Origin of the sequence: Curtobacterium sp. ZW137 (assembly GCF_003762905.1) — a bacterium.
Classification (GTDB): Bacteria; Actinomycetota; Actinomycetes; order Actinomycetales; family Microbacteriaceae; genus Curtobacterium.
The window spans coordinates 17,769-35,818 of sequence record NZ_RJKS01000007.1 but is presented as its reverse complement, the minus strand read 5'-3'; the positions used below and the strand labels follow the sequence as shown (position 1 = coordinate 35,818).

The window sequence follows — 18,050 nt, the reverse complement described above, 5'->3', positions numbered from 1 at the left end:
GCACGGAGCGTACGCCCGTGCACGTCACCCGCGCTGGTGGATCAGGTGCGCTTCCGGCGCTCGCGCACGCGCATGTTCACGGTGATCGGCGTGCCGGCGAAGCCCCAGACCTCGCGCAGACGCCTGGTGATGAACCGGCGGTACTGCGGGTCGAGGAACTGCGTCGTGAAGAGCACGAACGTCGGCGGCTGGCTCGCGGCCTGCGTGCCGAACAGGATGCGCGGCTGACGGCCACCGCGGACCGGGTGCGGGTGCTCCTGCACGAGCTCGGCGATGAAGGCGTTGACCTTGCCCGTCGGGATGCGGGTGTCCCACGACTCGAGCGCGGTCTCGAGGGCCGGGACGAGCTTCTCGAGGTGACGACCGGTGCGTGCCGAGATGTTGACGCGGGGCGCCCAGGCGACGTGCGCCAGGTCCTGCTCGATCTCGCGCTCGAGGTAGCGACGGCGCTCGTCGTCGAGGAGGTCCCACTTGTTGTACGCGAGGACCAGGGCGCGACCCGACTCGAGGACGAGGTCGATGATGCGGAGGTCCTGCACGGAGACGGGCTCGGTGACGTCGAGGACGACGACCGCGACCTCGGCCTTCTCGAGGGCGGCCGTGGTGCGGAGCGAGGCGTAGAAGTCCGCGCCCTGCTGGAGGTGCACGCGCTTGCGGATGCCGGCGGTGTCGACGAAGCGCCAGACACGGCCGCCGAGCTCGACCTGCTCGTCGACCGGGTCACGGGTGGTGCCGGCGAGCTCGTTCACGACGACGCGCTCTTCACCGGCGGCCTTGTTGAGCAGCGAGCTCTTGCCGACGTTCGGGCGACCGAGGATCGCGACGCGGCGCGGGCCACCGATCTCCTGCTTCGCGACGGCGGAGACGTCGGGGAGGGTCGCGATGATGAGGTCGAGGAGGTCCGCGACGCCACGGCCGTGGAGCGCCGAGACGGGGTGCGGCTCGCCGAGCCCGAGGTTCCAGAGCGCGAAGGCCTCGAGGTCGCGGCGGTCGTCGTCGGCCTTGTTCGCCACGACGATCACGGGCTTGTCGGTGCCGCGGAGCATCTTCACGACGTGCTCGTCGGTCGCGGTGATGCCCACCGTGACGTCGACGACGAACAGCACGGCGTCGGCGAGGTCGATCGCGACCTCCGCCTGGAGCGCCACGGACGCGTTGATGCCCTTGGCGTCCGGCTCCCACCCGCCGGTGTCGACGAGGGTGAACCGCTTGTCGTTCCAGTCGGCCTTGTAGCTGACGCGGTCGCGCGTGACGCCGGGGACGTCCTGCACGACGGCTTCGCGGCGACCGAGGATGCGGTTCACGAGCGCGGACTTGCCGACGTTCGGGCGACCGACGATCGCCAGGACCGGCAGCGCGGGGAGGTAGGCGATGCCGTCCTCGCCGAGGGTGCCGGCTTCGAGGAGGGCGACGTCTTCCTCGTCGAGCTCGTAGTCCTCGAGCCCGGCGCGGAGCGCGGTCGCCCGCTGCTCTGCCTCGGATTCGTCGAGGCTCGCGATCCGCTCACCCAGGGAGTCGTCGTACTCCGGGAAGTCGTCGTGCTCTGGTCCGTTGTCCAGTTGCGCCATGGTGGTTTCCTTGCCGGCGACCGTGTGGTCGCGTGTCAGTGCCCGGCCGTGCGGGCCAGGTCGACGACCGCCTGGACGGTCTGGTCGAAGTCGAGGTCGGTGGAGTCGAGCGTCGTGACACCGTCAGCGGCGTTCATGAAGTCGACGACCTTCGCGTCGGCGGCGTCTCGTCGGGCGAGTGCTGCCGAGGTCTCGGCGGCCGACTGGGTCGTGACCTCTGCCGAGCGCCGAGCCATTCTAACCTGCTCGTCGGCGGTCAGGAGGATCCGGACCTCGGCGTCGGGTGCGACGACCGTCGTGATGTCGCGACCCTCGGTGATGATGCCCCGCGCGTCGGCCTTCCGCATCACGTTCCGGAAGAGCTGCACGAGGCGTTCGCGGACCTCGGGGAGCTTCGCGATGTGCGCCACTGCTCCGGTCACCTCGGGGGTGCGGATCGCGTCGGTCACGTCGGTGCCGCCGACCCGGACGAAGTACGCGTCGGGGTCGGTGCCGATCTCGTACTCGAACGTGTCCCAGCTGGCCAGGATCGCGCTCGCGTCGTCGAGGTCGACGCCGAGCTGCAGCGCGTGCCAGGCGAGCGCCCGGTAGGCGGCGCCGGTGTCCTGGTAGCCGAAGCCGAGCGCACGGGCGGCTGCCCGGGAGACGCTGGACTTGCCGCTCCCAGCGGGGCCGTCGACGGCGATCACGAACTTGGCGACGTACGCGCCGTCGGCGAGGCCGGACGGCAGCGGGTCACGGGTGAGACCGGGCTCGCCGCCACCCTGGCCGTCGGCGCCACCGCTGCCGGCGCTCCCCGTTGCCGGCCCGGGCTGGTCCCCCGGCGTCGGGAGACCCGTGTCGGGGCTGTCCGGGCCGCCGGTCACGCCGGACTCGTCGTGCATCTGGTCGGGGTTCAGGCCCATGCTGCTGCGATCCTCCATCCGCGGCTCTCGAGTTCCTCGACGAGTCGCTGTTCCTGCTCGGGGACGACCGACACCTCGACGATGCCGATCGGTGCGCCCGGTGAGTGCTCGAGGCGCAGGTCCTCGAGGTTGATGCCGATCTCACCGATGGTCGTCATGAGTTCGGCGATCTGCCCGGGTCGGTCGTCGACGAGGACGACGACCTGGGCGAAGCGCTTGGTGGTGCCGTGCTTGCCGGGGAGACGCTCGACACCGCGGTTGCCCGACGCGATCGTCTCGGCGATCGTGCGGGGCGCACCGGGCGCCTCGGGGTCCGCGAGTGCGTCGATGACGCGGGTGAGCTCGTCGCGCAGGTCGGCGAGCACCGGTCGGATGTGGGCGGCGTTCGCACCGATGATCTGCACCCAGAGCCCCGGGTCGCTCGACGCCACGCGCGTGACGTCACGGACACCGCCGCCCGCGAGTTCGAGCGCCGCTTCGGGTGCGTCCTGCAGGCGCGACGCCATCAGGGTCGAGACGAGCTGCGGGACGTGGGACATCATCGCGACCGCACGGTCGTGGGGCTCCGGCTCCATCTGGATGACCGTCGCCTCGAGGTCGAGGGCGAGGTCCTCGACCACGGCGGCGCGCCGGTACGTGATCGCGTCGTGCCCTGCGATCACCCACGGACGGCCGATGAACAGGTCCGCCCTGGCCGCCGTCGGGCCGCTGCGTTCCCGTCCGGCCATCGGGTGGGACCCGATGTACCGGGAGACGTCGGCGCCGGCGGCGCGGAGCCGCTCGAGCGGCACGGACTTCACGCTGGCGACGTCCGTGACCACGGCGTCGGGGTAGGCCGCGAGTTCACGCTCCACGACCTGCGCGGTGACGTCCGGCGGGACCGCCACCACGATGAGCTCCGGCGCGTCGCCCTCGGCCGGACGGCGCCCGGCGCCGTAGTCGACGGCGAGTGCCAGTGCGGCCGGTGAGACGTCGTCGAGGATCACCTCGACGCCCTTCTGCCGGAGGCCGAGCCCGATCGAGGCGCCGAGCAGACCGGCACCGACGACGCGGACGGGCCCGCGGACCCGACGGTCGACCTCGGCGGTCGTGTCGTGCTGGCTCATGTCGGTCACCGCGTAAGCCTATCGACCGGCCCCGTGCTGTCGGTCGGCGTCGGTCGGGCGGTTGCTCCTGGTGGGGTGGTTGCTCCCGATCGGGTGGTGGCTCCTGGTCGGGTGGCGGCTCCTGGTCGGGTGGCGGCTCCTGGTCGGGTGAGGGCGAGCGTCGCGGCGCGGGCGGTGGCGATGACCTCGTCCTGGGGCGCGTCGGTCCCGAGGGCGGCGAAGAGCGCGGCGCTCACGGTGTCGAAGGCCATGCGCGCGCGGAGCTTCTCGGTCCACGGGGCGTCTGCCGGGACGAGCCGTTCCACCACCTCGTCGAACCAGGAGCGGATGTCACCGCCTTCGGTCGCGAGCTTGTGCATCATCGGGCGGTTGGCGTGGGCGAAGCGCATCCCCCGGATCCGTCCGGCCGACGTCGAGTCCACCCACCGGAGCGCCGCACGCTGCAGCAGGTCCGGGGCCGGCGGCTGGTCGTCGATCCACGCGAGGAGTTCGTCGAGCTCGCTGCGACGGTCGTCGAGGAGCGCACGGAGGATCGCTTCCTTGCTGGCGAAGTGGTAGTAGAGCGACGACTTCGTGACCCCGAGCGCTTCGGAGATGTCCCGGATCGAGGTGCCTTCGAACCCCCGGCTCGTGAAGAGCTCGAGGGCGACGCGGAGGATCTCCGCGCGGGTCTCGCTGCCCGGGCGTCGGGTCGGGGTGCTGTCGGTCACGGTGATGAGTCTACTTGCCGAACGATCGTTCGGGAGGTACCGTTCCTCCTGACCGAACGATCGTTCGGCAGACAGCGTCGACAGGAGACCTCATGAACCCGCAGCCCCGCATCGCCGTCATCGGCGCCGGCCCCGGAGGACTCCTCTGCGCCCGCGTCCTGCAGCTCGCCGGTGTGGACGTCACCGTGTACGACGCCGACGCGTCGCTGTCCTCCCGGACGCAGGGCGGCACGCTCGACCTCCACGCGGACAGCGGGCAGATCGCGATCGAGGACGCCGAGCTCCTCGACGAGTTCATCGCGCTCGCCCGCCCCGAAGGCCAGTCGAAGCGGATGGCGGCGCCGGACGGCACCGTGCTGATGGAGCACCTGGCTGCGCCGGACGAGTTCGCGGCACCGGAGATCGACCGCGCGCAGCTCCGCACGCTGCTCGCCGACTCGCTCCGCCCGGGCACGATCCGCTGGGGGCACCGGCTCACGGAAGTCCGCGGCGGCTCGCGCGGTCTGCGCTTCGCCGATGCCGACGGGGCTTCGGCCGACGTCGTGATCGGTGCCGACGGGGCGTGGTCCCGCGTCCGTTCCGCCCTGACCGACGCACTCCCCCGGTACACCGGGGTCAGCTTCGTGGAGGTCGTCTTCTCGTCGGTGTCGACGGCGCACCCGCACATCGCACGGCTCGTCGGCGACGGCCACCTCTGGGTGAACGGCGACGGCCGCTCGATGATCCTGCAGCGGAACAGCGACGACGTCGTCCGGGGGTACCTGGGCATGCGCGTGCCGCTCGACTGGCTCGCCGAAGCCGGCCTCGGCGTCGCGGACGGGCGCGGCGGGCTGCTCGCGGGCAGCCCGTCCCTCGATGCGAACGCGACCCAGCTGACGGACACCGAGCGCGTCCGGGCCGAGATCCGGTCACGGTTCGCAGACTTCTCGCCCGACCTGCTCCGCATCGTCGACGAGAGCGAAGGGACGCTGCCGAACCGCCCGATCATGGCGCTCCCGACGCCGATGGCGTGGGAGCACGTCCCCGGCGTCACGCTGCTCGGGGACGCCGCGCACGTGATGTCGCCGTTCGGCGGCAACGGGGTGAACCTGGCGATGCTCGACGGTGCGGAACTCGCGCGCGCGATCATCCTGGCGCTGCGGGACGGCACCGACCTCGACGACGCGATCCGTGCCTACGAGCAGACGATGATCGACCGTGGTGCATCGATCGGTGCGGGCGCCAACGCCGCGATCGTGGAGCACTTCGCCGCCGGTGGCCCCGACCTCGACGGCGTCCCGGACTTCGACGTCGAAGCAGAACGCTGGCGTGCGGGAGCGGACGAGTACCGTGCGGCACGACGCGAGTAGCCCACGCCGTACCGCAGCGGGGTCAGTCGCTCGACTCCTCGGCGGTCTCGTTCGCCGCGGTGCCGCGCTCGGCGGCTTCGGACGTCGCGCCACGCGCGATGCCGAGCAGCTTGCCGAGCTCGACGCCGTTCACCTCCCGGGTCCGCCCGCTCGGCAGGCTCCCGAGGTGCAGCGGACCGAACGAGCGGCGGACCAGCTCGTTCACCGGGTGCCCGACCGCGTCGAGCATGCGGCGGACGATGCGGTTGCGGCCGGAGTGCAGCGTCAGCTCGACGAGCGACTCCCCGCGGGACGACTCGAGCAGCCGGACCTTGTCCGCGGCGATCGGGCCGTCCTCCAGGTCCACGCCGTCGAGCAGGACCTGCACGGTGGCCGGCGACACGTTCCCGGCGACCTTCGCGATGTAGGTCTTCGTCACGCCGAACGACGGGTGCGCGAGCACGTGGGCGAGCGCGCCGTCGTTCGTCAGCAGCAGCAGGCCGGACGTCTCGGCGTCCAGGCGCCCGACGTTGAACAGGCGCTCCTCGAACTTGTCGACGAACTGCGACAGGTCGGCTCGGCCGCGCTCGTCGAGCATGCTCGAGACGACACCGGTCGGCTTGTTGAGGAGCACGTACCGCCGGGTCGTGTCGACCTGCACGGGGACACCGTCGACCGCGATCGCGTCCTTCTCCGGGTCCACGCGACGCCCGAGCGCCTCGACGACCTCGCCGTTGACGCTGACGCGGCCCTCGGCGATGAGGTTCTCGGCCACGCGGCGCGATGCCACTCCGGCGGCGGCCATCACCTTCTGGAGGCGCTCACCCTCCGGCTCGGCCGGGGCTGCGGCGCCCTCCGCTGCGTCCCAGTCGGGGATGATCGGGCGTTCCGGCGTGCCCTCGAGCGGAGTGCCGTTGCCGTCGCGCTGCCCTTCGGGACGCGGGGTGGTGCCACGGTCACGGTTCCGGACGGTGGCCGTCCCGCCGACGTACCGGCGCCCGTTGTGCCACACGCGGCTCGCCTCGCCGTCGCGGGACTGGGTGCTCCGACGGTCGTCGCCGCGCCCACGCTGCTCGCGGTCGCGCTGGTCGCGGTCGGCGTTGTTCCACCGGGGGCGGTCCACGCGGCGGTCGCCGGTCGGAGCCGGCCGTCGCTCGCCGTCGCGGCGGCCGTACCCGCGGTCGTCGCGCCGGTCGCCCGAACGGTCGTCGCGGCGATCGGTGCGGTCGTCACGGCGGTCGGTCCCACGCGGGCCCGTGCCACGGGTGTCGTGGCGGCTGTCGTCGTGGCGGACGAACCCACGGTCGTCGCGGCGCGGGGCACCGCGGTCGTCCCGGCGGACGAACCCGCCGTCGTCGCGGCGCGGAGCACCACGGTCGTCGCGGCGGGGCGCGCTGCGGTCATCGTCGCGCCGGCCGTAGCCACGGTCGTCACGGCGGGGCGCGCTGCGGTCATCGTCACGGCGGCCGTACCCACGGTCGTCACGACGGGGAGCACCCCGGTCATCGCGGCGCGGAGCGCCCCGGTCGTCATCGCGGCGGCCGTACCCACGGTCGTCACCACGAGGAGCACCCCGGTCATCGTGGCGCGGAGCGCCCCGGTCGTCATCGCGGCGGCCGTACCCACGGTCGTCACGACGAGGAGCCCCCCGGTCGTCGTCCCGCCGGCTCGGCGCGCGGTCGTCCCGCTGGCCGTACGGACGGTCGCCGCCGGTGCGGTTGCCGTAGCCACCGCGATCCGCCCCACCGGAACGGTCGCCACCGGGACGGTTGCCGTAGCCACCGCGGTCGGCCCCACCCGAACGGTCGCCACCGGGACGGCTGGTGTACCCACCTCGGTCGCCAGCGCCGGGACGGCTGCCGTAGCCACCGCGATCCGCACCACCGGAGCGGCCACCGCGGTCGTCATCGCGACGCCCGTACCCGCCGCGGTCGGAGCCGCCACGGTCCGAGCCGCCGGAACGTGCACCGTACCCACCGCGGTCAGCGCCACCGGAGCGTCCACCGCGGTCGTCATCGCGACGCCCGTACCCGCCGCGGTCCGAACCACCACGGTCCGAGCCACCGGAACGCGCCCCGTACCCACCGCGATCCGACCCGCCCGGGCGACCCGAGCCTCCAGACCGTCCGCCGCCGGAGCGGCCCGCGTCTCCACGACCAGCACCCCCGCGACCGGCGTCGCCGTGTCGTCCGTCCTCATACGCGGCCATCGGGGATCCCTTCGTTCTGCTCGAAACCGTCAGCGCCGTCTTCCAAGAGCGGCGAGATGAGCGGCAGTTCCTCGAGCGAGTTGATGCCGAGCTGCTGCAGGAGCAGATCGGATGTGACGTAGTTGATGGCGCCGGTCTCGGAGTCGGTGAACGACTCCTCGATGAGCCCGCGCGCCACCAGGGTCCGGACGACCCCGTCGACGTTGACGGCCCGGATCGATGCGATCTGGGAGCGGGTGATCGGCTGCTTGTAGGCGACGACGGCCAGCGTCTCGAGTGCGGCCTGGGACAGCCGGGACGGCCGTTCGGCCTCGACGAACTGTTCGACCACGGCGTCGAGGTCGGCTCGGACGTAGAACCGCCAGCCGCCGCCGACCTCGCGGAGTTCGAACCCGCGGCGGATGGTGCCGTCGACGCCGTCGAAGTCCGCGACGAGGCGCTCGATGGCCTGCCGCACGACGGGCACGGGCGCACCGACCGCCGTGCCGAGTGCGACGAGCGACTGCGGCTCGTCCGCGATCATCAGGATCGCCTCGAGCTGCCGGTCGACGGGCGCCTCCGACGCGGGCGCCGGCGCTGCGGCTGCGGACGTGGATGGAGACGCGGACGCCGCGGTGGCGTGCGCGCGCATCGACTCCTCGATCGCCCGTGCGTCGCCGATCTCCTCGGCGCCACCGGGTTCGGCGCTGGAGACGTCGTGGACGTCATCCGTCATAGTCGGCTCCAAGGTTGGCGAGGCTCTCGTCGGTCCAGTGCTCCGCGGTCCACCGCAGGGTGAGTTCCCCGAGCGGCTCGTCCTGCTCGAAGGTGATCGACGCGTTCCGGTAGAGCTCGAGGATCGCGAGGAAACGAGCCACCACGATACCCGTCATGTCGACGCCGGCGACCAGTTCACGGAACGAGACGTCCGGGGTGCCCGACTCGGCGCGGGTGCGGAGGATCGACACGACGACGGCCGCTTGCTCCCGGATGCTCACGAGCGGGGCGTGCAGGTGGTCGAGGCCGACGGTCGGGATCTCCCGCGGTGCGAACGCCAGCGCGGCGAGCGCAGCGAAGTCCTGCACGGAGAGCGTCCAGACGAGTTCCGGGGTCGTGGCGCGGAAGCGTTCCTCGAGCCGGACGCTCCGGACGTGACGGCGCGACTCGGTCGTCCACCGCGACCCGAACCAGTCCGCTGCCTGCTTGAACGCCCGGTACTGCAGGAGTCGGGCGAAGAGCAGGTCACGGGCTTCGAGGAGCGCGACGTCCTCCGCGTCGACGAGTTCGCCCTGCGGCAGGAGCCCGACGATCTTCAGGTCGAGGAGGGTCGCGGCGACGACCAGGAACTCGCTCGCCTCGTCGAGTTCCTCGGCGGACTCGGCCTGGCGGACGTAGGCGATGAACTCGCCGGTGACGACGCCGAGCGCGACCTCGGTGATGTCCATCTCGTGCTTCGTGATGAGCGAGAGCAGGAGGTCGAACGGTCCATCGAAGTTCGTGAGCCGGACCCGGAATCCCGGCGTGTCGGACGTGCCCGACCCGGAACCGGACCCGGCCGCAGTGAGGTCAGGCGACGGCGCCACGCTGGACGAGCTCTCGTGCGAGCTGCCGGTAGGAGTGCGCCGCAGCGTGGTCCGGAGCGGTCTGCGTGATGGGGCGCGCCGACACCGTGGCGTCGGGGAACTTCACGGTGCGACCGATGACGGTGTCGAGCACCCGGTCGTCGAAGGTGTCGACCACTCGCTCCATGACTTCCCGCGAGTGCAGCGTCCGCGAGTCGTACATGGTGGCGAGGATGCCGTCGAGCTTCAGCGCGGGGTTGAGCCGGTCGCGCACCTTGTCGATGGTCTCGATGAGGAGCGCCACACCGCGGAGGGCGAAGAACTCGCACTCGAGCGGGATGAGCACCCCGTGTGCGGCGGTGAGCGCGTTCACGGTGAGGAGCCCGAGCGACGGCTGGCAGTCCACGAGGATGACGTCGTAGTCGCCGGCGACCTTGCGGAGGACGCTCGCCAGGATCTGCTCGCGGGCGACCTCGTTCACGAGGTGGACCTCGGCCGCGGAGAGGTCGATGTTCGCCGGGATGACGTCGAGGTACGGGGTGTTCGTCGGCTGGATGACCTGGTTCGGGTCCTTGATGGAGCCCATGAGCAGGTCGTAGACCGTGGGGATGTCGTGGGTCCGGACACCGAGGCCGGCGGACAGCGCGCCCTGCGGGTCGAAGTCGACGGCGAGGACCTTGCGGCCGTACTCCGCGAGCGCCGCTCCGAGGTTGATCGACGTCGTGGTCTTGCCGACGCCGCCCTTCTGGTTGCAGAGCGCGATGATGCGGGCGGGGCCGTGACCGTCGAGCTCCTCCGGCACGGGGAATGCCCGAACGGGCCGGCCGGTCGGACCGTACGTGGTCTCGCCGGTGCCGGGCTGGGTCGTCGGGTTGGTGCTCACCGGGCCATCGTACCGGCGCACCCGCGCTGACCCACGCGCGACGCGGGTCAGGCTGCGCGCAATGCGACGCGCATGCTGTCCACGCGCTCCGCGATGGCCGCGTCCGTCGACCACCGCTGCTGCAGGCGTCCGACGAGCTCCCCGACCTGGGCACGATCGAGCCCCGGGTGCAGGGCGAGACCGACCGTCAGTTCCGGGCCCGCGAAGCGCCCGAGCGGGTCGCCGGGTTCCAGCTCGACGCGAGCGACGCTCCGCTCCCCCTCGACGGAGGCCGCGAAGGCCGCAGCGACCGCGGTGTCCTCGAAGCACGGCGTCCACGGGAGGTCCTGGCCGAGCGCCCACACCGCGGGGCGACGCAGGACGAACTCGCTCGGCGAGGTCGGGTCGAGGACGACGAGCTGGGTGTCCTCGCTCGCCGCCGCCATCGCGACCCGACGCGACTCGACCGGGATCGGCCGCGCGGTGGCGTCCCATGCCTGCATCGCGGCGACCGAGGTGAATGCCGGCATCACCGTGCGGCCGTCGGGACCGGCGACCGTGACGATGGAGAGTTCCTGGGTCCTGTCGACGAGGCGACCGTCGGGTGTCTCGCCGACCTCGCCCGCTTCGGCGACGAGCGGGATGAGCAGCCGAGCGGTGCCGAGCGCCCGCACGACGGCGCCCTGCGATCCCCCTGCCGCGAGGTCCGCGATCGCCGCCAGGACCGCAGGGTCGGCGAGACCGTCGTCGTCCGCGAACGCGTCGTCGTGGCTGTCGAAGGTGCGGCCGGCCCACGGGAACCCGGCCGAGTCCACGGCGTGTTCGCGTGCGTGGTCGTCGGTGTCGTCGGGTCCTGCCCCGCGGCCGTTCGAGATGCCCGCCACGGGCGCTACTCGGACGCGATGTCGAGTGCGGCCGGCAGCGTGAACGCGCCGGAGTACAGGGCCTTGCCGATGATCGCGCCCTCGAGGCCGTGCGGCACGAGCTCGCGCAGCGCGACCAGGTCGTCGAGGGTCGAGATGCCGCCGGAGGCGACGACGGGCTGGTCCGTCCGGTCGCAGACCTGGCGCAGCAGTTCGACGTTCGGCCCCTGCATCGTGCCGTCCTTCGTCACGTCGGTGACGACGTACCGAGCGCACCCGGCCGCTTCGAGCCGGTCGAGCACCTCCCACAGGTCGCCGCCGTCCTCGGTCCAGCCGCGCGCAGCCAGTGTGGTGCCGCGGACGTCGAGCCCGACGGCGATCTGCTCGCCGTACTCGCCGATCACGCGGGCCGCCCACTCCGGGTCCTCGAGCGCCGCGGTGCCGAGGTTCACCCGTGCTGCACCCGTCGCCAGCGCCGCTTCGAGTGCTCGGTCGTCGCGGATGCCACCGGACAGCTCGACCTGGACGCCCTCGACCTCCCGGATGGCGTGCGCGATCACGCGGCGGTTGTCTCCGCGGCCGAACGCGGCGTCGAGGTCCACGAGGTGGATCCACTCCGCGCCCTGGTCGCGCCAGGTGCGCGCGGCGGCGACGGGGTCGCCGTACGACGTCTCACTGCCGGCCTCGCCCTGGGTCAGGCGCACGGCCTGGCCGTCGACGACGTCGATCGCGGGCAGCAGGACGAGGGGCGGGGTGGAGGTCAGGTCGGTCATGGTCCTGTCGGTTCTGTGGCTGGTTCGAGATCGGTCGGGAGGCTCGGTGCGGGTCTCAGAGAGACCGCACCCAGTTGCGGAGCAGCTGGATGCCGGGCTCCCCGGACTTCTCCGGGTGGAACTGGGTCGCGGTCAGCGGTCCGTTCTCCACGGCCGCGATGAAGCGCTGCCCGTGCTCCGCCCAGGTGAGCTTCGGCGCGCGGAACGGGCCGTACGCCTCGAGTGGGAAGTCCGTGACGCCGTAGGAGTGCACGAAGTAGAACCGCTCGTCGCGGAGGCCGTCGAAGAGCACCGAGTCATCGGGGGCGTCGATCGTGTTCCACCCCATGTGCGGCAGCACCTCGGCTTGCAGCTGCTCGACCGTGCCCGGCCACTGCGCGAGGCCCTCGACGTCGGCACCGCGTTCCACCCCGCGGGAGAACAGGACCTGCATGCCGACGCAGATGCCGAGCACCGGACGGCCGCCGGCGAGCCGGTGGTCGACGATCTCGCCGCCCTGCACCCCCTCGAGCTGGTCGATCACGGCGGCGAACGCGCCGACACCGGGGACGAGGAGACCGTCCGCTTCGAGGGCGGCCCGCTTGTCGGAGGTCAGGGTGACGTCGGCGCCGGCGCGCTCGAGGGCCTTCGCCGCCGAGTGCACGTTCCCCGATCCGTAGTCGAGGACGACGACGTTCGGCCTCGTGCTCACAGTGCGCCCTTCGTGGAGGGGATGCCGTCGACGCGCGGGTCCAGCTCGACCGCGCGGCGCATCGCCCGCGCGAACGCCTTGAACTCGGCTTCCGCGATGTGGTGCGGGTCGCGTCCGCCGAGCACGCGGACGTGCACGGTGATGCCGGCGTTGAACGTGATGGCCTCGAACACGTGACGCACCATCGAGCCGGTGAAGTGGCCACCGATGCGGTGGAACTCGAAGCCCTCGGGTTCCCCGGTGTGCACCAGGTACGGGCGCCCGGAGACGTCCACCACGGCCTGGGCGAGCGCTTCGTCGAGCGGGACGAGCGCGTCGCCGTAGCGGCCGATGCCGGCGCGGTCGCCGAGCGCTGCCTTCAGTGCCTGCCCGAGCACGATGCCGGTGTCCTCGACGGTGTGGTGCACGTCGATGTCGGTGTCACCGGTCGACTCCACACGGAGGTCGATGAGCGAGTGCTTGCTGAACGCGGTCAGCATGTGGTCGAAGAACGGGACGCTCGTCGAGATGTCGGACTTGCCGGTGCCGTCGAGGTCGAGCGACAGGGACACGCTCGATTCGCTCGTCGAACGGGTGATCTCGGCGGTGCGCGCGGTCATGCTCCCAGCCTAACCGGCGGCTGTTCCCGGGCGACGCGGCGCATGGCGTCGAGGAAGGCCGTCGTCTCCGCTTCCGTCCCGGCACTCACGCGGAGGTGGTTCGGGATCCCGAGGTCGCGCACGATGACGTCCTGCTCGAGGAGCGACTCGAACGCCGCAGCGGGGTTCGCGACACCGCCGAAGAGGACGAAGTTCGACCAGGTCTCGTGTGGGGAGTACCCCATGTCACGGAGCTCGCGCACCATGCGGTCACGCTGGCCCCGGATGTCGTCGACCATCGCGAGCATCTCCGGCGCGTGCCGGAGCGCCGCGACCGCAGCGACCTGGGTCAGCACCGACAGGTGGTACGGCAGGCGGACGAGGCGGAGCGCGTCGACCACCGCCGGGTGCGCCGCCATGTAGCCGACGCGGGCTCCTGCGAACGCGAACGCCTTGCTCATCGTGCGGGACACCACGAGCCGTTCACGACCGGGCAGCAGGGTCAGCGCCGTCGGCTGTCCGGGGGGCATGAACTCCGCGTACGCCTCGTCGACCATCACGATGCCGTCGGTGGCGTCGTAGACAGCCTCGATCGTCGCGAGTTCGAGCGGCGTCCCCGTGGGGTTGTTCGGTCCGCAGAGGAACACCACGTCCGGCTGGTGTTCGCGCACGGCAGCCACGGCGGTCTCCGGGGAGATCCGGAACTCCGCGTCGCGCTCGGCAGCGATCCAGCGTGTCCCGGTGCCCGAGGCGATGATCGAGTGCATCGAGTACGTGGGCGGGAAGCCGAGCACGCTGCGGCCCGGACCGCCGAAGGCCTGGAGGAGCTGCTGGATGACCTCGTTCGAGCCGTTGGCCGCCCAGATCTGCGCAGCCGTCAGGTCGTGCCCGAGGTACCCTGCGAGCGATTCACGCAGCTCCGTGAACTCGCGGTCCGGGTAGCGGTTGACCGAGGCGAGCGCCTGCCGGATCGAGGACACGATGTCATCCGCGACGTCTTGCGGGACCGGATGCGTGTTCTCGTTGACGTTGAGCTGCACGCTGACGTGCTTCTGCGGGGCGCCGTAGGGGCTCTGACCGCGGAGGTCGTCTCGGATCGGGAGGTCTTCGAGCGTGAATGCCACCGATCCATCGTAGAGCGGTGCGCCTCCACGATGACCGGCCGTCCGGACGGTCCTGCCGGTCCTGACGGTCGGGTCCTTCCTGCGTGCTACTTCGCGTCCGCGTACTTGGCCGGGATCGCGATCTGCTCCCCTGCCTGCACCCCGGAGCCGTCGAGCGCGTTGAGGCTCACGACGTCCTGGATGAAGTCACGCGGGTCGGCGTTCGGTGCAGTCTGCTCGGCGAGCTGCCACAGCGTCTCACCGGGCTCGATCGTCACCGTCTGGAAGTGCACGTTCGCCGCGGTGTTGCCGGCCGATGCCTGGCCACCGTTCAGCGCGAACAGACCGACGATCAGCAGCAGCGGGATCGCGGCCAGCGTCGTGAAGACAACACGGCCACGGCGGGTCAGGCGGAGCCGCGTGCGAACAGTGCCGCCCTGCACGGAGCTGCGCTGCACGGAACCGCGCTGCGAGGTGCTGCGCTGCATGTCTGCGAGTGCGATGGTGCTCATGTCGTGGTGCCTTCCTGCTCAGGTGAACCGAAGCGATGTACCGAACATACGTTCGAACAGACGGCCGCACAAGTCCCCTGGGAGATTTCGGGGGAGTTTTCGTGCGACACGCTCGAACAAGTGTTTGTCCGGCGTCATGCGGTCGGATACTGTTTCGACTGACTGGGACAAGTCTCACGGGGACCACCGACATTCCCCGATCGGCAGTCCAAGGGTCGCGACGAGAAGGCGAGACGACGTGCCGGACGAACTGCGGGGACAGAAACCGCTGACCGCGAAGCAGCAGGCGATCCTGGATGCGATCCGCGCCTCCATCGCGAGCCGCGGCTACCCGCCGAGCATGCGCGAGATCGGCGATGCGGCCGGCCTCTCGTCGCTGTCGAGCGTCTCGCACCAGCTCGGGCAGCTCGAACTGGGCGGCTGGATCCGCCGTGACCCGAACCGTCCCCGTGCCCTCGAGGTCCTGGTCGACGAGCCCTCAGCGGCTGCCGACGGTCCCGACGTCGATGCCACCACCCTCGTGCCACTGGTCGGCCGGATCGCCGCGGGTGTCCCGATCACCGCCGAGCAGCACGTCGACGAGATCATCCCGCTGCCCCGCCAGCTCGTCGGCTCCGGCGACCTCTTCATGCTCAAGGTCGTCGGCGAGTCGATGATCGACGCCGCGATCTGCGACGGCGACTGGGTCGTCGTGCGGTCGCAGCAGACCGCCGAGAACGGTGACGTCGTCGCCGCCATGCTCGACGAGGAAGCGACGGTCAAGGTGTTCCGCCAGCGGGACGGTCACACCTGGCTGCTCCCCCGCAACACCGCGTTCGAGCCGATCCTCGGCGACGCCGCGACCGTGCTCGGCAAGGTCGTGGCGGTCCTCCGCTCCCTCTGACCTCTGCGCGGAGCCGCTCGATCGACGCCGCACAACCAAAGCCGGTCCGAACCACGTGGGTACGTGGTTCGGACCGGCTTTCGTTGTGCGACTGCGGACGGAACTGCGCACCCAGCTGGGGTTCCTGGCGGACGCCAGCCGGGCCTCCCGGCCGGGTCGGGACCGGACCCTAGGCGGACGGAACCGGTGCGGCGGGCGTGACCACGTACGGGTCGAGCTCCGCGACCTGCCGCTGGAAGACCTTCACCCGGAGGCGCGTGCCGGACTCGACGTAGTCCACCGTCTCGACCGATCCGGTGTCGTGCAACTGGGAGACCAGGTCCCCGCGGTCGTACGGCACCACCACGGTGAGCGAGACGTCCGGCTCGGGGAGCCGGTCCTCGATCGCTGCGAGCAGGTCGCCGATGCCCTCGCCGGTCCGCGCCGACACGAAGACGGCGTCCGGGGCGAGACCCACCAGCACCAGCCGCTGGGCCTCGTCGATGAGGTCCGCCTTGTTGAACGCGACGATCTCGGGGATGTCCCGGGCACCGACGTCGCCGATCACCTCGCGCACGGTCGCGAGCTGCGCGGCCGGGTCCGGGTGGGAGCCGTCGACGACGTGCACGATGACGTCCGCCTCGCCCACTTCCTCGAGCGTCGACCGGAAGGCCTCGACGAGCTGGTGCGGCAGGTTCCGGACGAAGCCGACGGTGTCGACGAACGTGAACTCGCGGCCCTTCGTGCTCTCCGTCCGGCGGACGGTCGCGTCGAGGGTGGCGAACAGCTGGTTCTGCACGAGCACGCCCGCGCTCGTCAGACGGTTCAGCAGCGAGGACTTGCCGGCGTTCGTGTAGCCGGCGATCGCGACGCTCGGGACCTCGTTGCGGTGCCGGTCGGCACGCTTGGCCTCTCGAGCGGGTCGGAATCCGGCGATCTGGCGGCGCAGCTTCGACATCCGGGTGTGGATGCGGCGGCGGTCCAGCTCGATCTTCGTCTCACCGGGACCACGCGAACCCATGCCCGCACCGCCCGAGACCTGACCACCGGCCTGGCGGGACATCGACTCACCCCAACCGCGGAGTCGCGGGAGGAGGTACTCGAGCTGCGCGAGCTCGACCTGCGCCTTGCCCTCACGCGACTTGGCGTGCTGGCTGAAGATGTCGAGGATCACCGCGGTGCGGTCGATCACCTTGACCTTCACGACGTCCTCGAGCGCACGGCGCTGCGAGGGCGCGAGCTCGGTGTCCGCGATCACCGTGTCGGCGCCGGTCGCCTTGACAACCATCGCGAGTTCCTCGGCCTTGCCCTTGCCGAGGTAGGTGGAGGGATCCGGATGCGGCCGGCGCTGCAGGAGCCCGTCGAGGACCACGGCGCCCGCGGTCTCGGCGAGGGCCGACAGTTCACGGAGGGAGTTCTCGGCGTCGGCGGCGTCGCCCTGGGCGTACACGCCGATCAGGACGACCTGCTCGAGCCGGAGTTGCCGGTACTCGACCTCGGTGACGTCCTCGAGTTCGGTGGAGAGACCGGCGACCCGTCGGAGCGCCGCACGGTCCTCCCGGTCGTACTGGTCGCCGTCGCCGGCCCAGCCCTGCTCGTCGACCGAGCGGGTCTGGATCGCCTGTGCCGGCGCGAAGATGGACGAGCTGGCTCGCGAGTCGGCGTTGCGCAGCACGCGCTCGACGACGCCGTCGCCTTCAGCTTGGTTGTGGGTATCCGTCATGCTGTCCACAGGGTACCTCCGCAGCCCGCAGGACACACGGGGTTCCCGGTACGGTTCTTCCATGGCGAACGACCACTACTTCTCGGCCACCCCGGAGAGTCAGGCGCGACCGCGTCAGATCGCCGTGACCCTGGCGGGGCGTTCGCTGTCGCTGACCACGGCGGCGGGGGTGTTCAGCCCGGACGGGCTCGACCGGGGCACCCGGGTCCTACTGAACTCGGTGCCGCCGCCCGCGCACGACGGGGCGCTGCTCGACGTCGGCTGCGGCTGGGGTCCGATCGCGATCACCATGGCGATCCACTCGCCGGAGGCGCAGGTCTGGGGCGTCGACGTGAACGAGCGGGTGCTCGACCTCGCGCGACGCAACGCGTCCACCGCCGGGGCGACGAACGTCTCCATCGCCTTGCCCGCCGACGTCCCCGCGGGGCTCCGGTTCCGGACGATCTGGTCGAACCCGCCGATCCGGGTCGGCAAGGACGAACTCCACGACATCCTGATGACCTGGCTCCCCCGGCTCGAAGTGTCCGGCGACGCCTGGCTCGTCGTCTCGAAGGACCTCGGCGGCGACTCCCTGCAGCGCTGGCTCCACGACACGCTCGGGGCGTCGTTCCACGTCACGCGGGCGACGACGGACAAGGGCTTCCGCGTGCTGCGGGTGCACCGCACGGCGGAGTAGCGCGCGGCGGGCCCGCGCACTGCGCACGCATCGCACGCAC

The 18,050-nt window shown here is 71.5% G+C and carries 19 protein-coding genes; 4 read left to right on the top strand and 15 right to left on the bottom strand.

Features of this window, described 5'->3' with window-relative positions:
- Window positions 1-41 precede the first annotated feature (41 nt).
- The 4 genes from der to EDF55_RS18270 form a co-directional block, all read right to left on the bottom strand.
- The gene (gene der, locus EDF55_RS18285) at window positions 42-1,568 is read right to left on the bottom strand and encodes a ribosome biogenesis GTPase Der (RefSeq protein WP_123656414.1); all 1,527 of its coding nucleotides are present in this window, start codon (window positions 1,566-1,568) and stop codon (window positions 42-44) included.
- Between the two features lie 35 nt (window positions 1,569-1,603).
- Window positions 1,604-2,257 carry a (d)CMP kinase gene (gene cmk / locus EDF55_RS18280; protein ID WP_243698430.1) on the bottom strand — a complete coding sequence of 218 codons (654 nt, stop codon included), beginning with the start codon at window positions 2,255-2,257 and terminating at the stop codon, window positions 1,604-1,606.
- A gap of 206 nt (window positions 2,258-2,463) precedes the next feature.
- Window positions 2,464-3,579 carry a prephenate dehydrogenase gene (locus tag EDF55_RS18275; RefSeq protein ID WP_123656466.1) on the bottom strand — a complete coding sequence of 372 codons (1,116 nt, stop codon included), beginning with the start codon at window positions 3,577-3,579 and terminating at the stop codon, window positions 2,464-2,466.
- A gap of 5 nt (window positions 3,580-3,584) precedes the next feature.
- On the bottom strand, window positions 3,585-4,289 hold the full coding sequence (locus EDF55_RS18270) for a TetR/AcrR family transcriptional regulator (protein ID WP_123656413.1): 705 nt from the start codon (window positions 4,287-4,289) through the stop codon (window positions 3,585-3,587).
- A 92-nt stretch (window positions 4,290-4,381) separates the two neighbouring features.
- On the opposite strand from EDF55_RS18270, the gene EDF55_RS18265 reads away from it, so the two are divergent.
- A complete protein-coding gene (locus EDF55_RS18265) occupies window positions 4,382-5,638 on the top strand; it encodes an NAD(P)/FAD-dependent oxidoreductase (protein ID WP_123656412.1) in 1,257 nt (418 codons plus the stop codon).
- 22 nt (window positions 5,639-5,660) lie between these two features.
- Here the strand turns inward: EDF55_RS18265 and EDF55_RS19155 are convergent, their stop codons facing one another.
- Complete coding sequence (locus EDF55_RS19155; RefSeq protein ID WP_123703442.1) at window positions 5,661-6,422, bottom strand: pseudouridine synthase; 762 nt, start codon at window positions 6,420-6,422, stop codon at window positions 5,661-5,663.
- Between the two features lie 480 nt (window positions 6,423-6,902).
- On the opposite strand from EDF55_RS19155, the gene EDF55_RS19150 reads away from it, so the two are divergent.
- Entirely contained in the window at window positions 6,903-7,886 is a 984-nt protein-coding gene (locus tag EDF55_RS19150) for a hypothetical protein (protein ID WP_260236105.1), read from the top strand.
- On the opposite strand, the gene scpB is transcribed toward EDF55_RS19150, so the two are convergent.
- The 9 genes from scpB to EDF55_RS18215 form a co-directional block, all read right to left on the bottom strand.
- Complete coding sequence (gene scpB / locus EDF55_RS18255) at window positions 7,813-8,541, bottom strand: SMC-Scp complex subunit ScpB (protein ID WP_123656410.1); 729 nt, start codon at window positions 8,539-8,541, stop codon at window positions 7,813-7,815. The two genes, EDF55_RS19150 and scpB, sit on opposite strands and share 74 nt — an antisense overlap.
- Entirely contained in the window at window positions 8,531-9,388 is an 858-nt protein-coding gene (locus tag EDF55_RS18250; RefSeq protein ID WP_123656409.1) for a ScpA family protein, read from the bottom strand. Before EDF55_RS18250 ends, scpB begins: the two co-directional genes overlap by 11 nt.
- Complete coding sequence (locus EDF55_RS18245) at window positions 9,372-10,250, bottom strand: ParA family protein (protein WP_123656408.1); 879 nt, start codon at window positions 10,248-10,250, stop codon at window positions 9,372-9,374. Before EDF55_RS18245 ends, EDF55_RS18250 begins: the two co-directional genes overlap by 17 nt.
- Before the next feature lie 47 nt (window positions 10,251-10,297).
- Window positions 10,298-11,113, bottom strand: a complete 816-nt coding sequence (locus EDF55_RS18240) for an SseB family protein (protein WP_123656407.1) — start codon at window positions 11,111-11,113, stop codon at window positions 10,298-10,300.
- A gap of 5 nt (window positions 11,114-11,118) precedes the next feature.
- Complete coding sequence (gene priA, locus EDF55_RS18235) at window positions 11,119-11,865, bottom strand: bifunctional 1-(5-phosphoribosyl)-5-((5-phosphoribosylamino)methylideneamino)imidazole-4-carboxamide isomerase/phosphoribosylanthranilate isomerase PriA (RefSeq protein ID WP_123656406.1); 747 nt, start codon at window positions 11,863-11,865, stop codon at window positions 11,119-11,121.
- A 55-nt stretch (window positions 11,866-11,920) separates the two neighbouring features.
- Entirely contained in the window at window positions 11,921-12,556 is a 636-nt protein-coding gene (hisH, locus tag EDF55_RS18230) for an imidazole glycerol phosphate synthase subunit HisH (RefSeq protein WP_123656405.1), read from the bottom strand.
- Window positions 12,553-13,155, bottom strand: a complete 603-nt coding sequence (hisB, locus tag EDF55_RS18225; RefSeq protein ID WP_123656404.1) for an imidazoleglycerol-phosphate dehydratase HisB — start codon at window positions 13,153-13,155, stop codon at window positions 12,553-12,555. Before hisB ends, hisH begins: the two co-directional genes overlap by 4 nt.
- Entirely contained in the window at window positions 13,152-14,258 is a 1,107-nt protein-coding gene (locus EDF55_RS18220; RefSeq protein WP_123656403.1) for a histidinol-phosphate transaminase, read from the bottom strand. The genes hisB and EDF55_RS18220 overlap by 4 nt, the downstream gene beginning before the upstream one ends.
- Before the next feature lie 86 nt (window positions 14,259-14,344).
- A complete protein-coding gene (locus tag EDF55_RS18215) occupies window positions 14,345-14,749 on the bottom strand; it encodes a hypothetical protein (protein ID WP_185017537.1) in 405 nt (134 codons plus the stop codon).
- 238 nt (window positions 14,750-14,987) lie between these two features.
- Between EDF55_RS18215 and lexA the strand changes: the two genes are divergently transcribed.
- Window positions 14,988-15,632 (top strand): transcriptional repressor LexA, encoded by a 645-nt coding sequence (gene lexA, locus EDF55_RS18210; protein WP_123656402.1) that lies wholly within the window; start codon window positions 14,988-14,990, stop codon window positions 15,630-15,632.
- 169 nt (window positions 15,633-15,801) lie between these two features.
- Here lexA and hflX read toward each other — a convergent pair whose 3' ends face one another.
- A complete protein-coding gene (hflX, locus tag EDF55_RS18205; RefSeq protein ID WP_123656401.1) occupies window positions 15,802-17,334 on the bottom strand; it encodes a GTPase HflX in 1,533 nt (510 codons plus the stop codon).
- A 61-nt stretch (window positions 17,335-17,395) separates the two neighbouring features.
- Here hflX and EDF55_RS18200 point away from each other — a divergent pair, with 61 nt between their 5' ends.
- Entirely contained in the window at window positions 17,396-18,010 is a 615-nt protein-coding gene (locus tag EDF55_RS18200) for a class I SAM-dependent methyltransferase (RefSeq protein WP_123656400.1), read from the top strand.
- Window positions 18,011-18,050 lie beyond the last annotated feature (40 nt).